The 13,758-nt window shown below is 39.1% G+C and carries 13 protein-coding genes; 4 read left to right on the top strand and 9 right to left on the bottom strand.

All coding sequences use genetic code 11. The features are described 5' to 3' along the window. Window positions 1-4: 4 nt before the first annotated feature. Window positions 5-1,069, bottom strand: coding sequence for an inorganic phosphate transporter (locus AAJG31_RS18620; RefSeq protein WP_279495876.1), 1,065 nt, complete (start codon window positions 1,067-1,069; stop codon window positions 5-7). Between the two features lie 12 nt (window positions 1,070-1,081). Continuing rightward, window positions 1,082-1,783 (bottom strand): phosphoadenylyl-sulfate reductase, encoded by a 702-nt coding sequence (locus tag AAJG31_RS18615; RefSeq protein ID WP_054549431.1) that lies wholly within the window; start codon window positions 1,781-1,783, stop codon window positions 1,082-1,084. Between the two features lie 462 nt (window positions 1,784-2,245). Between AAJG31_RS18615 and AAJG31_RS18610 the strand changes: the two genes are divergently transcribed. From AAJG31_RS18610 to AAJG31_RS18595, 4 genes are read left to right on the top strand one after another with little or no spacing between them, the layout of a single operon-like run. Continuing rightward, window positions 2,246-3,298 (top strand): sulfate ABC transporter substrate-binding protein, encoded by a 1,053-nt coding sequence (locus tag AAJG31_RS18610; protein ID WP_279495880.1) that lies wholly within the window; start codon window positions 2,246-2,248, stop codon window positions 3,296-3,298. An 11-nt stretch (window positions 3,299-3,309) separates the two neighbouring features. Beyond that, window positions 3,310-4,143 (top strand): sulfate ABC transporter permease subunit CysT, encoded by an 834-nt coding sequence (cysT, locus tag AAJG31_RS18605; protein ID WP_279495882.1) that lies wholly within the window; start codon window positions 3,310-3,312, stop codon window positions 4,141-4,143. A 10-nt stretch (window positions 4,144-4,153) separates the two neighbouring features. After that, window positions 4,154-5,029 carry a sulfate ABC transporter permease subunit CysW gene (gene cysW, locus AAJG31_RS18600; RefSeq protein WP_048394442.1) on the top strand — a complete coding sequence of 292 codons (876 nt, stop codon included), beginning with the start codon at window positions 4,154-4,156 and terminating at the stop codon, window positions 5,027-5,029. 15 nt (window positions 5,030-5,044) lie between these two features. Further along, window positions 5,045-6,115: a sulfate/molybdate ABC transporter ATP-binding protein gene (locus AAJG31_RS18595; RefSeq protein WP_048394440.1), complete on the top strand. Its 1,071-nt coding sequence runs from the start codon at window positions 5,045-5,047 to the stop codon at window positions 6,113-6,115. A gap of 43 nt (window positions 6,116-6,158) precedes the next feature. Here the strand turns inward: AAJG31_RS18595 and cysI are convergent, their stop codons facing one another. The 7 genes from cysI to AAJG31_RS18560 form a co-directional block, all read right to left on the bottom strand. Beyond that, window positions 6,159-7,874 carry an assimilatory sulfite reductase (NADPH) hemoprotein subunit gene (gene cysI / locus AAJG31_RS18590; protein ID WP_048394438.1) on the bottom strand — a complete coding sequence of 572 codons (1,716 nt, stop codon included), beginning with the start codon at window positions 7,872-7,874 and terminating at the stop codon, window positions 6,159-6,161. 123 nt (window positions 7,875-7,997) lie between these two features. After that, the gene (locus tag AAJG31_RS18585; RefSeq protein WP_279495884.1) at window positions 7,998-9,791 is read right to left on the bottom strand and encodes an assimilatory sulfite reductase (NADPH) flavoprotein subunit; all 1,794 of its coding nucleotides are present in this window, start codon (window positions 9,789-9,791) and stop codon (window positions 7,998-8,000) included. 43 nt (window positions 9,792-9,834) lie between these two features. After that, window positions 9,835-9,984 (bottom strand): YezD family protein, encoded by a 150-nt coding sequence (locus AAJG31_RS18580; protein ID WP_004228347.1) that lies wholly within the window; start codon window positions 9,982-9,984, stop codon window positions 9,835-9,837. Further along, window positions 9,984-10,724 (bottom strand): sirohydrochlorin chelatase, encoded by a 741-nt coding sequence (locus AAJG31_RS18575; RefSeq protein WP_054549435.1) that lies wholly within the window; start codon window positions 10,722-10,724, stop codon window positions 9,984-9,986. Before AAJG31_RS18575 ends, AAJG31_RS18580 begins: the two co-directional genes overlap by 1 nt. A gap of 12 nt (window positions 10,725-10,736) precedes the next feature. After that, entirely contained in the window at window positions 10,737-11,510 is a 774-nt protein-coding gene (gene cobA / locus AAJG31_RS18570) for a uroporphyrinogen-III C-methyltransferase (protein ID WP_054549436.1), read from the bottom strand. Between the two features lie 352 nt (window positions 11,511-11,862). After that, window positions 11,863-12,066: a hypothetical protein gene (locus AAJG31_RS18565; RefSeq protein WP_016991509.1), complete on the bottom strand. Its 204-nt coding sequence runs from the start codon at window positions 12,064-12,066 to the stop codon at window positions 11,863-11,865. A 135-nt stretch (window positions 12,067-12,201) separates the two neighbouring features. After that, window positions 12,202-13,710 carry a leucyl aminopeptidase gene (locus AAJG31_RS18560; RefSeq protein ID WP_279495890.1) on the bottom strand — a complete coding sequence of 503 codons (1,509 nt, stop codon included), beginning with the start codon at window positions 13,708-13,710 and terminating at the stop codon, window positions 12,202-12,204. Window positions 13,711-13,758: the final 48 nt, after the last annotated feature.

Here is a 13,758-nt window from a genome sequence, read left to right as displayed (position 1 = left end):
CAATTTAAATGCCTTCCCCTGCATCATAGATAGACTGCTCTTCTTCACGCATCGTACGCATCAGACTAATGACCCCTAGCGTCCCAACAATAATGCTGCCATTTAAAATAATGGCATAAAGGTCTTTTTCTAAAAATAACTGCACTAAAAAATAAGAAATGACTAATGAAAAGATGGGTGATACAACCCAAATACATATAATTTTTTTCACAATATGCTTATGGAAGATTTGCTTTCCGTTTTTCGCCATCCCCATCCCAATGATGGATGAAGAAGTGACTTGTGTTAAGGGTACTGGAAGCCCAAAAATTGAGCTTACGCCAACAAGCAGTGCACCTGTACTTGAAATGAGAATGCCCTCTGCCTTTTGAAAGCGCACTATTTTTTTACCGTTTGTTTCAAGCACTCGTTTACCAAGTAGCAGAGCACCTATTGCGACAAATGCACCGCCAAGCACAATGCCCGTTGTCACATCCATCATTCCTGCTCCCACCAAGGGTCCAACTGCATTGGCAACATTATTCATCCCCGCTGAAAATGCTTCGAAAAATCCTGCTAAAACGAGAAGAACAGTTAAAATTGGCCGATCTTTCAGCAACCCTGTGTTTTGTAACTTATATAATAACTTTCCACATACAAGAGCAATGACAAAGGCAACAAGCGGTACAATCACCCAAAATGATATAATGACAAGCAGCGAATTGACGAATAGTACTTTATAGGCAATTCCTACACCCACGACAGCACCCACTGTTACTTCACTCGTTGATAAGGGAATGCCTAAAAGATTGGCGAAAAATAACGAGCTTGTCGCAGAAATCAAGATAATGATGACAACCTTTACCGTAATATATTCCTGGGGCATAATGCCTGAGCTTATCGTTTTAACTACCTCTCCTCCGCCTAATACAGCTCCACTGTAGACGCCTATCGCGCATAAAAGCAATGCTTGCCACGCTTTTTTGATGGCACCTGCCCCATAAGCAACACCCATTGAGGCTGCTGCACCGCTTGCTCCTATGTTCATCGCAAAAAATAAACTAATAGCTATTGCAAAATATTCAAGCATGGCAGAACTCCTTTATTCATGTAACCCGCACTCGGTTTTACCAGAACCTTGCCATCTACCTGAACGTAAATCCTCCATTGTAAATGCTGGTTTCGTACAATGCTCACAGCCGATGCTTGGATAGCCTTGATCGTGTAACGGATTATATGGCAAACTGTGCTTCGAAACATAACGCCAGACATCCTTCCAAGTCCAATGAATCAATGGACAAACTTTAATCGATTTAAATTTATCGTCACGATTTAAAAAGTTTGTTTGTTGACGTGTTGGTGATTGCTCACGACGTAAACCTGATATCCAAGCCTTTTTACCTGATAAGGCTTCGTGTAAAGGTTTTATCTTACGAATATCACAGCACTTATTTGGGTTGGTTTTCCATAGTTCGTCACCATGTTGTGTAGCTTGTTGCTCAAGTGTAAGGGTTGGCTTCTTCATGACAATGTTGAGTTGTGGATATTTTTCTTTGACTTTATGAATGGTTTCATATGTTTCTTTAAAGTGTACATCTGTATCTAAAAATACAATCGTAGCGTTAGGCTTTACCTTTGAAATGAGATCAATTAAGACAATGCCCTCAATACCAAAGCTACATGCATAGACGATTTCATCTCCATATTCTTGATAGCTCCACTGTAAAACCTCTAGTGCAGCCTTATACATATCATCAACCTGAAAATCAATGATCGGTTCTTGCCAATTTTCGTAAGTTAACATCGAATCCCCCTCATAACAAAAAAGGCGTTCTAACAAAAGACATAGGAAAAACAGGTCTTTGTTAAAACGCCTCTAGTTTGACTAGCCAGCTCTATATTTAATGATTGTTCACTAGTAGTTGTTACCTCGTACTACAATCATTCTTCTTATTACCAAATATATACTAAAGTACACCAAGCAGTCAACTAGGTTTTTTAAATATCTTTTCCATACACCCATTTTTTTTGCTCTTTGCTGCATATGATGAGTGGTATCTAAGGACACTTTTATTAATTTTCAAAATAAATAATCTTTTTTATAATTCCTTGTTGACTAATAGGAAATATATGTTTAATGTATTACTAAAGCTTTGACCTAAAAAAACGCTGATCAGAGGATCTGAAGGCCATCTACCCAATGTTGTCATGTCATTGTGGGTGATGGCTTTTTGCATTCTTAAGACAGAAAAGGGGCGGATTAACTATGAAAAAAAAGAGCTATGTTCTACAATCCTTGGCATTATTAACTATTCTAACGCTTAGTTTAACTGGCTGTGGAAGTGCTAACTCAGATGAAAAAACAAGCGGTCAGGAAGACAAGAAGTCTGTAGAGCTACTAAATGTTTCCTATGATCCAACACGGGAGCTTTACAATGAGTTCAACAAAGATTTTATAAAAAAATGGAAGGATGATACTGGCCAAGACGTCACAATCAATCAATCACATGGTGGATCTGGCAAACAGGGGCGTGCAGTTATTGATGGTCTTGAAGCCGACGTTGTGACACTCGCACTCGCTTACGATATTGATGAAATTGCTCAAACTCGTGAGCTGCTGAATAAAGATTGGCAAACCGAATTTGATCTTAATTCGACTCCCTATACATCTACAATTGTTTTTTTAGTTCGCAAGGGTAATCCCAAAAACATACAAGATTGGGATGATTTGATTCAAGATGATGTATCTGTCATAACGCCTAATCCCAAAACATCTGGAGGTGCACGGTGGAACTACTTAGCTGCTTGGGCTTATGCCGGAAAGTTATATAACAATGATGAGACAAAAATAAAGGAATTTATGAAATCACTTTACAGCAATGTAGAAGTACTTGATTCTGGCGCTCGTGGAGCTACAACAACATTCGTAGAACGTAAAATTGGTGATGTCTTAATTGCGTGGGAAAATGAAGCATACCTCTCTCTCAATGAATTAGGTAAGGATGAATTTGAAATCATCACGCCTTCATTAAGTATTTTAGCAGAGCCACCAGTTGCAGTTGTAGACAAAATCGTAGATAAAAAAGGGACACGTGATGTCGCTGAAGCTTACTTACAGCATTTATATAGTGATACAGGGCAAGAAATTGCGGCGAAAAATTATTATCGACCACGTAGTGAAACGATTCTAGCAAAGTATAAAGATCAATTCCCTCAGCTTGAACTTGTTTCCATCGATGATTTTGGTGGTTGGTCACAAGCACAAGCAACCCATTTTAAAGATGGTGGTACCTTTGATGAAATATACGTACCACAATAAGGAGCGTTTTGATGAGCAGTTTAATCATTCCTAAAAAATCGCGTCGAATTATTCCAGGCTTTCATTTATCTCTTGGTTATACAATGCTTTACGTAAGTTTACTAGTGTTACTACCACTTTCCATGATTTTCATTCATACCATGTCCTTAAGCTGGTCAGCATTTATAGATATCATTACAGATCCCCGTGCTGTTGCTTCCTACAAAGTGAGCTTCAGCACTGCACTGATTGCAGGCTTACTAAATGTTTTTTTCGGTACGACTATTGCATGGGTTCTCGTTCGCTATCAATTTCCCTTTAAACGAATCATTGATGGGCTTGTAGACTTACCTTTTGCATTGCCTACTGCTGTCGCTGGAATTGCTTTAACATCTCTTTATGCAACAAATGGTTGGATTGGTCAATTTTTTGATTTTAAAATTGCCTTTACACCTCTTGGCATCATTATTGCTTTAACCTTTATCGGGCTACCATTTGTTGTACGAACGGTCCAGCCCGTTTTACAAAATATCAGTGCTGAGGTGGAGGAAGCTTCGGCAAGCCTTGGAGCCAATCGTTTACAAACCTTCCGTAAAGTCATCTTACCAGAGCTAGTACCAGCTATTTTAACTGGCTTTTCCTTGGCCTTTGCGCGCGCTTTAGGTGAATATGGCTCGGTTGTTTTTATTGCAGGAAATATGCCGATGAAAACGGAAATTACGCCGTTAATTATTATGACAAAGCTTGAGCAATATGATTATGCGGGGGCAACTGCCATAGCTGTTGTCATGCTTGTGACATCCTTTATTTTGTTGTTCACCATTAACTTGATACAATGGCTAGCCAATCGTCGGTTTGTACATTAGGAGGTACTATATGGAACAATCAACTTTTATTCAGCAGGCTAGTACAGGAAAAAGGAAAGCAGCTACACAGACTGCTGCCTTACAGGAGCCTCGTATTATTCGCTATACGTTAATATTTATTGCCTTAGCTTTTTTAGCTTTCTTTATCGTACTACCTTTAGTATCTATTTTTATTACAGCCTTTCAAAAAGGATCCGATGTTTACTTTGCTGCGATTACACATCCAGATGCATTAGCTGCTATTAAGCTTACATTAATCGTCGTAGCCATTACTGTACCCCTCAATGCGATCTTTGGCGTAATGGCTGCCTGGGCACTTACAAAGTTTAATTTTAAGGGGAAAAATCTATTACTTACTATGGTAGATTTACCTTTTGCAGTTTCACCTGTTATCGCAGGTTTAGTGTTTATTTTATTGTTTGGCTCACAGGGACTATTTGGTGAATGGTTGTTTGCACATGATATTAAAATTGTTTTTGCACTACCTGGCATTGTCCTTGCCACAATTTTCGTCACATTGCCCTTTGTTGCACGTGAATTAATACCGCTGATGCAAACCCAAGGTATATCTGAGGAAGAAGCGTCCATTTCATTGGGGGCAAGTGGCTTTAAAACCTTTTGGTATGTCACTTTACCCAATATTAAATGGGGACTATTCTATGGTTTGATTTTATGTAATGCACGAGCCATCGGAGAATTCGGGGCTGTGTCTGTGGTATCTGGTCATATCCGTGGCATGACAAATACGATGCCCCTTCATATTGAAATTCTCTATAATGAATATCAATTTGCAGCAGCCTTTGCAGTTGCTTCCTTAATGAGCGTAATGGCCATCTTTACATTAATTGTGAAAGACATTATTGCTTGGAAATCAAAATCTAGTTAAAAGGAGATGGTCTCAATGAGTATACAAATTCAAAACGTATCCAAAAAATATGGGTCCTTTCAGGCACTAGAGGATATATCCGTACATATTCAGTCTGGGGAGCTAGTAGCACTGCTTGGCCCTTCTGGATCAGGAAAAACCTCATTATTACGTGTGATTGCTGGGCTTGAAACAACGGATGTCGGCAATATTTTATTTGATGGTCAATCCATCACAGATCGTCATCCAAAGGAACGCAATGTGGGCTTTGTCTTTCAACATTATGCGCTTTTTCGCCATATGACGGTCTTTGACAATGTAGCTTATGGCCTGAAGGTACGTCCTCGAAAAAGCAGACCTTCAAAACAACAAATCAAAGATAAAGTGATGGAATTATTGCAACTTGTGAAGCTTGAAAATTTCTCAGATCGATATCCAACACAGCTCTCAGGTGGGCAACGACAACGTGTCGCACTGGCAAGAGCGCTTGCTGTAGAGCCAAAGGTACTGTTACTAGATGAACCATTTGGAGCTCTCGATGCAAAAGTACGCAAGGAGTTACGTCGCTGGCTTCGAAAGTTACATGATGAATTTCATATTACAAGTATTTTTGTGACACATGACCAAGAGGAAGCTCTCGATGTTGCAGATCGCATTGTGGTCATGAATAATGGCAAAATCGAGCAAATTGGTAGTCCAGATGAGGTCTATACAAATCCCAAAAGTCCATTTGTCTATGACTTCTTGGGCAATGTTAATCTATTTAAAGGTCGCTTACATAATGGTAAGCTCATGCAGGGTGAAGTTGCACTTGATGTACCTGAGGCCCTAACACATTCAGAGGACAATGCGATAGGCTATGTACGTCCACATGATATTCAGATTGAGAAAACAAGTATTTCAGGTACAGTTCCTGTTAAAATCAGCCACATTCATTTGCTAGGACCTATCGTTCAAATTGAACTACGACGTGAGGATCTTGATGAATTTTTAGAAGCGGAGTTATCAAAAGAACAATTTCATCTTCTTCAACTGAAGGTGGGCGATCAGGTATTTGTAAAGCCGAAACAATTAAAGGTATTTATTCCTGAGGATTATTCTATATAAAAAACCATGTAGCAAATTTTTCTTTGCTACATGGTTTTTATTTTTAATGAAATTCTCTCCCATCATAGACAGCTGTGACATACCCAGCACGAATGACAAAGTCTCCAAAATGTTCGCCCTCTAAACGTTCCTTTGAAAAATGCAGAAGAATTGGTCGTAGCTCTGCTAAAATTTCCTCCTCACCAATATTTTCACGATAGATTTTATTTAAGCGATTGCCTGTAAAACTTGCACCAAGGTACATATTATATTTACCTGGCCCTTTGCCAATAAAGCCGATTTCACCCATTGCTGCACGTGAACAGCCATTTGGACAACCAGACATGCGAATAACAATTTCTGTTTCATTTAAGCCAGCCTCATCAATAATGGCATCAATTTTTGTTATAAGAGAAGGTAAATAGCGTTCTGCTTCTGCCATGGCTAAGCCACATGTCGGTAATGAGACACAGGCAATGGAATTGCGGCGTAAGGCAGAATAATGCGCACCGTCTGTTAGCTTGTATTGTTCAATAAGCGTATTTATTTGTTTCTTTTTCTGGGGTGTTACATTGCTAATCATTAGGTTTTGGTTCGGTGTTAAACGAAAATCACCCGTGTGCACCTTAGCTATTTCACGTAAGCCAGTTAACAACTGATAATTCTCAAAGTCTTTTATACGGCCATTTTGAATAAATAACGTATAATGCCAATGACCATCTGCACCTTTAATCCAGCCAAATTCATCACCTGTACGCTCAAAAGTATAAGGACGAGCCTGCTGAATTTCCCAGCCTAGACGACGCGTTAATTCTTCTTGGAACCATTCAAGTCCTCTCGCATCAATCGTGTATTTAAATCGTGCATTTTTACGGACAGAGCGATTCCCATAATCACGCTGTATCGTTATTATTTTTTCTGCTGTTTCTAGTAATTTATCTGGCGTTATAAAGCCAATTTCACGAGCAAGCTGTGGATAGGTTTCATGATCACCATGTGTCATGCCCATGCCTCCACCAACCGCTACGTTAAAACCAACAAGCTGATTGTCTTCAACGATGGCAATCAGTCCGATATCTTGTGAAAAAACATCTACATCATTACTTGGTGGAATCGCAATACCAATTTTAAATTTACGCGGCAAATATTGAGCTCCATAAATCGGTTCAATTTCTACATCCTGACTATCTACTACCTTTTCTCCATCTAACCATAATTCATGATAAGCGCGTGTTCTCGGCAGTAAATGCTCACTTAGTTTTGCAGACCAATTATAAACCTCTTCATGTAATGCAGACTGGTTTGGATTGACATTACACATTACATTACGGTTCACATCTCCACATGCAGCAAGAGAATCCAATAACACCTCATTGATTTCCTGCATATATTTTTTAACATTCCATTTTAAAATGCCATGTACTTGAAATGCTTGGCGTGTTGTTAATTTTAAAGAGCCATTGCCATACTTTCTAGCCATTTCATCCATCACAAGCCATTGCGCTGGGGTAGCTGCTCCACCTGGTGTTCGTACACGTACCATAAATTGATAGGCCGGTTCCAGCTTTTGTTTCTGACGTTCATTCCGAAGATCTCGATCGTCCTGTAAGTAACTGCCATGAAATTTCATAAGGCGATTATCGTCCTCTGGGATACCAGAGCTTAATGGATTATTCATGGTACGTTCGAGTGTTCCACGTAGGTAATTACTTTCGGTTTTAATACGCTCTACATCACTTGGTTTCCCGGGCTGTGGAGGTAACACTATTTTTTCAGTCATTCTTTATCGCTCCTTTAATCCATTACACCTCAGCGTATTGGGCATACCTGAGGGTTTACTTGCTAACAAAGAGATCAACTCATTAATAAGGGAAGGTTTTCGAGAAATTTGTGTTGAACTCCATTAATAAACGTCACGTTGGTAGCGTTTTTGCTGTTTTAATTCATTCACATAGACTTTTGCTTCCTCTGGTGTTTTCTGTCCTTGCTGCTCAATAATTTGATGAATGGTTGCATCCACATCAGATGCCATTGATTTTTCGTCACCACATACATAAATGACAGCCCCCTGCTCCAGCCACTCATAAAAACTTGCGGCATTTTCATGCAATTTATGTTGAACATAGATTTTTTGGTCTGTATCACGTGAAAAGGCTACATGCATGTGACTTAATGTGCCAGCAGCTAGCCAACGTTGCCAATCCGTTTGATAGAGGAAATCCGTAACAAAATGCTGATCACCAAAGATGAGCCATGCTTTCCCCTCAATCCCTAACTCTTCTCGCTCCTCTAGAAAAGCTCGATATGGTGCAACACCTGTGCCTGCACCAATCATAATAATTGGCGTTTCATTATTCTCTGGCAATCTGAAATTCGGATTTTTATGAACATAGATTGGTAATGTATCACCTATTTGTATTCGTTCTGCCACACTTCCAGAGCAAACACCAAGACGTTGTCTACCTGCTGTTTCATAGCTTACCTTGCCAATCGTTAAATGAACCTCTTCGCTATTGGCCTTTTGGCTACTAGCAATAGAATAAAGTCGAGCTGGAATTTTACGCAGTAACTCTACAAATTGCTGTGCACTCCAAGTAAATGGTGTAAATTCCTCTACTAGGTCGAGCAAGTCTCTTCCTTTTGCATAGTCCTTCCAGGCTTTTGGTTCTTCAAATAGCTTAGAAAATTCTTTATGCTCTGTATAAGCAGCAATTTTTTCGAGTAACGGTTTAGATAACACCGTAATTTCTAATTTTTTCTGTAGTGCTTCTTTTATTGTTATTGTTTCATCAAAAACAGTCACTTCTGTCTCCGAATCAAATTGAAGTGCTGTCAGCAATGCATTGACTAATTGTTCATCATTCTCTGGCAGAATGCCAATGCTATCGCCAGGTTCAAAATGAAAATTAGCTCCCTCAATCGATAATTCAAGATGACGCGTCTCTTTATTGGAGCCACGACCATTTAGATTTATATTTTCAAGTACTTCAGCGTAAAATGGATTTTTTCTTGAATATGTAGATTCTTCAAGTACTTGCGCCCCTTCGGTGTGTGCTGAAGTAGACGTTGCTGAAGTTGTATGCTGAAGAAATTCCTGTTGAACCGCGGAGAACCACTGTGCAGCTGCGTCATCATAATCTACATCGCAATCTACACGAGGAACAATTCTTGTTGCACCTAATTGCGCAAATCGCTCATCGAAGTCCTTACCTGTCTTACAAAAAAATTCATAGGAGCTATCCCCTAAAGCAAGAACCGAATATTGTAGGTGTTCTAATCTAGGCGCCCGCTTGCTATGCAAAAATTCATAGAATTGTATCGCTTGATCTGGTGGATCTCCCTCTCCATGAGTACTCACAATAAGTAATAGATTGGTGATCTTTTTTAAATTACTAGCTTTAAATTTCCCTAATGATGAGACAGTTACATCTATCTGCTGCTCTTTTAAAGCTGCTGCATACTTTTCAGCTAATCCTTGACTATTGCCTGTTTGGGAACCATATAAAATTGTTATTGTTTTGGTAATCGGCTGGGCTGCTGGTGGTGCCTGTTCAACAATTGCTTCAAGAGTTGCTTGGGGAGCACTTAGGTAACCGTTTAGCCAAAATTTTTGTTCAATTGTTAATTTAGGGAGAAGCTCGTTTAATAACTTCACCTGCTCTTCATTAAATGGACTGTTTATTACTTGTAATTTCAATCTTTGCCACCTCACGAATCATCTTCATTTCATATTTTTTAATTTATCGAAGCCTTATTTTTTCCTTTTTCTCAATCTGAACCACATAGGAATTTTGAACAATCAATGTAATTGATCCGTGGTTCACAGTATTTAACATTTGGCGGACATTATCTAATGCTAGATTTACATTTTCAGTTCTTTTATCTACCATTACGAAACACCTTCCTCTTTAAAATGTAGTAATTCATCAATACGTTCCACTAATACTTTTTTCACATTGTCGTCATAGCCTAAGCTTTCACATAACATAATGTTTTGACTGTCAAAGCCTTGTAATCGCTTGGCAATACTTTGTCTTAAAATGCCTGTAAATAATAAATAAGGGACAATAAAAATTTGCTGTTGCTTCCCTTTAACTTGCAGTAACCAGTCTTCAAAGGTTGGTCCCATTCCGTATAAGAAGCATGTATCAACGGCTTTATAGTGATATTTAGTACGTAGCCTTTTGGCAATTTTGGCTAAATCCCTCTTGACGGCTGGATCACTACTCCCACGTCCTATGAGTAAAACACTTGCATTGCTGTTAGGTTGCTGTTTTTCTATTATCCTAGCTTGTAATGTGTCAATTAATCGTTCATGAATGCCAAGAGGCTCACCATATGTAAACTTTACATATGGGTATAGTTTTTGAGCTTTTGCCATTTCTTTCGGAATATCATGCTTTGCGTGTTGAGCAGCTAGTAGGAGAATAGGCATTACGGCAATCGCTGTTGCCCCTTTCCGAATACAGCTAGCAATGCCTTCTGCAATGGTTGGTGTTGCCAGCTCTAGAAAGCATATTTCCTGAATAGCTACTGTCACTTCTTGTTGTACGCCTTGAAGAAAGTTTACGGCCTGCTCTACACCTTCCTTGACACGACTGCCATGTGCAATATATAAAATAGCCTGCATAATCCCACAACCTTATCCCGTTATTTGGATTGGCTGTGCGGGGTTTTGCTCAAACCAATGAATGGTTTCTCTTAAGGTCACAACCTTCCCTACTAATATGATGCTAGGGTTATGAATATTTTCTGTACGCACAATTTCCTCAATTGTAGCTAAAGTCCCCGTAACAGTTCTTTGCTTGGTAGAAACTGTTCCCCAGTGAATAACAGCCACAGGCGTTTTTTCATCACGGCCATATTTGAGTAATTGTTGACGGATATACGGAAGATTACCAACACCCATATAAATGGCAATCGTATCAATTCCTTTTGCAAGACTTTCCCAACGGATAGCATCTTCTTTTCCATCCTGCATATGCCCAGTAACCATAGCAAAACTTGAACCTAAGTTACGATGTGTGACAGGAATACCTGCATATGCTGGAGCTGCTATACCTGACGTAATACCAGGCACAATTTCAAAGGGAATTTGATGCTTCGCTAACACATCTGCCTCCTCTGCCCCTCTACCAAAAACAAATGGATCTCCTCCTTTTAATCTTGTGACAACATATCCTTGTTGGGCATAATCAACAAGCGTTTGGTTGATTTGCTCCTGAATCATGGCATGTTGCTGAGGCAATTTCCCGCAAAAGATTAATTTAGCGTCTTTCTTGGCATAGGCTAATAGCTCTTTATTAATGAGTCTGTCATATAAAATGACATCTGCACATTCAATGCAACGTAATCCTTTAATCGTAAGGAGGTCAACATCTCCAGGACCTGCACCAACAATATAAACTTTCCCCATTTCATCTCACTCCTTCTGTCAATTACGCCTCGTTGTCATGGCATTTCAGATTGATTAAACTTACTAATAAGGGTCCTCGATTTTCTAAACCTGACACTTTGCTTTCGGTACAAAAACCTTTACTAAATTAAGATAAAGAAAAAAGGCTAATATTATCCTTAGACACAAAAATGCCTATGAATAATAAAAGCCTCTAGTTTGCTAGTCAGCCACATATTTAATTCTTAGTAATATAATAAGAATAATAAATAATTTAGTATATTCTGTCAACACTAATTTTGATACTTCGTTAGGCACAATAAAAACCAGTTGTCGATATCAAGATCGACAACTGGCTGATCTAATTATGTGCTTACCATGGTCTACGATATCGCGGACCTGGTCGAAAATATGGACCTGGTGGATATGGTCGATAGTTTGGATAATATGGATTGTAAGGATATTGATTAAATTGAGAGCCAAGGAAACTGCCTAAAAAACCACCAAAAAACGGTGCGCCAAATGGCCAAATAAAGCCTCCAAATCCTCCGCCTGGATAACCTCCGAAATTGCGCATATGCTACCTCCCCTTTTTACTCTATCGTATGAAGGAAGATACATCTATCATATGTAGAATGCCTATTCTATCGAGATTAGTGCATAAATCACAAAAAATCAGCGAGAATAAACTCCCGCTGATTGACATGCTTTATTATTTTTCTTCCCCTAAACGTTGGACAAAATTCGCGAGTGTACGGACCATAACACCAGTACCACCCTTAGGTCCTAAATCATGTACAGCTACTGCATCAGATGTGCCTGCTATATCCAGGTGAATCCATGGTGTATCACCAACAAATTCGCCCACAAAACCGCCGCCGAAAATCATATGACCATCACGACCAGGTGAATTATTTAAATCAGCTACATCTGATTTTCGAATTCGTTTTTTATCACTTTCTGTTAAAGGCATACGCCAAACAAATTCATCAGTCTCTTTTGCAGCTTCCATAAATGCTTCAAAAAATGCATCATCATTTGCAAGAGCACCTGTTTTATCCATACCTAGTGCAGTAATAACGCCTCCAGTTAAAGTAGCAACATCGATCAGTGATGTAGCCCCTTGCTGTTTAGCATATGTAGTTGCATCTGCCAGAACTAAACGCCCTTCTGCATCCGTATTTAATACTTCTACCGTTTTTCCGCTGTACGTCGTAATCACATCATCTGGTTTAAACGCTGTATCAGACACCATATTATCTGTAGAACCGATAACGGCTACAACATTTTTATTTGGACGTAATTCACCGATAATTTTCATCGCACCAAGTACAGCAGCGGCACCGCCCATATCACCTTTCATACCAACCATAGAGTCCTTTGGTTTTAAAGAATAGCCGCCTGTATCATACGTTACACCCTTACCAACAAGGCCAATTGGATCTTCAAAATCTTCAGTCGCTTTATATTTTAAGGTAATTAATCGTGGTTCTTCATAAGAGCCTTGGTTAACACATAATATACCACCCATACCTAGTTCCTCTAATTGTGCTTTATCTAATATCTCTACTTCAAAACCGTATTCCACAGCAAGAGATTGTGCATAGTTAGCTAAATCCGTAGCTGTTAGTAGGTTTGGAGGTAAATTAATTAAGCTACGAGCTTCATTGACAGCATCTGCATAAATCACACCTACCTCAAAGCTTGCTACCACTTCATCTAAATCCTCTGCTGTAGTCACAAGGTGAACAGCATCAATACGTTTATCTACTTCGTTTGAAGTTGTTTTATAATGTGGGACAGCATAATAGCCAAGGCCAATTCCTTCACCCGCTAAAAATGCTACATCTGCTGTTGAAATTGACTCTGTTGTAAATGATTCAAGCCAGATGGAATACTCTTTTACTTTTAAAGATCTTAATTCTTTTCCCACTAAACCAAATGCTGTGCGAATATCACCTTCTGTGAGGTTTTTACGCTCATCTAAACCTACAAATACAATGCGTTTCAGGTTGGCATGGTCTTTCACAAATGGTAATTTCGTTAGTTTCTTTAATTCAGTTGAGACGTCTCCTGCACTAATCCATGTATCAAGGGCTTCACCGTAAAAAGATGAAAAGCTTGCCCAGTCCTGCATTTGTTCACGATGTTTTGTGACTCCTACCACTAATAGTTCAGTAGAAATCGTTTCAAATGTTTTTGCTTCTTTTACAATATGCATGTAAATTCCTCCATTCCATATACTATTATAACGAAGTTTCTGAAAAGC

It is taken from the genome of Lysinibacillus sp. BS3 (assembly GCF_039614735.1).
Classification (GTDB): Bacteria; Bacillota; Bacilli; order Bacillales_A; family Planococcaceae; genus Lysinibacillus; species Lysinibacillus capsici.
The sequence above is the reverse complement of the archived record's forward strand: the minus strand, read 5'-3'. Positions and strand labels throughout refer to the sequence as shown.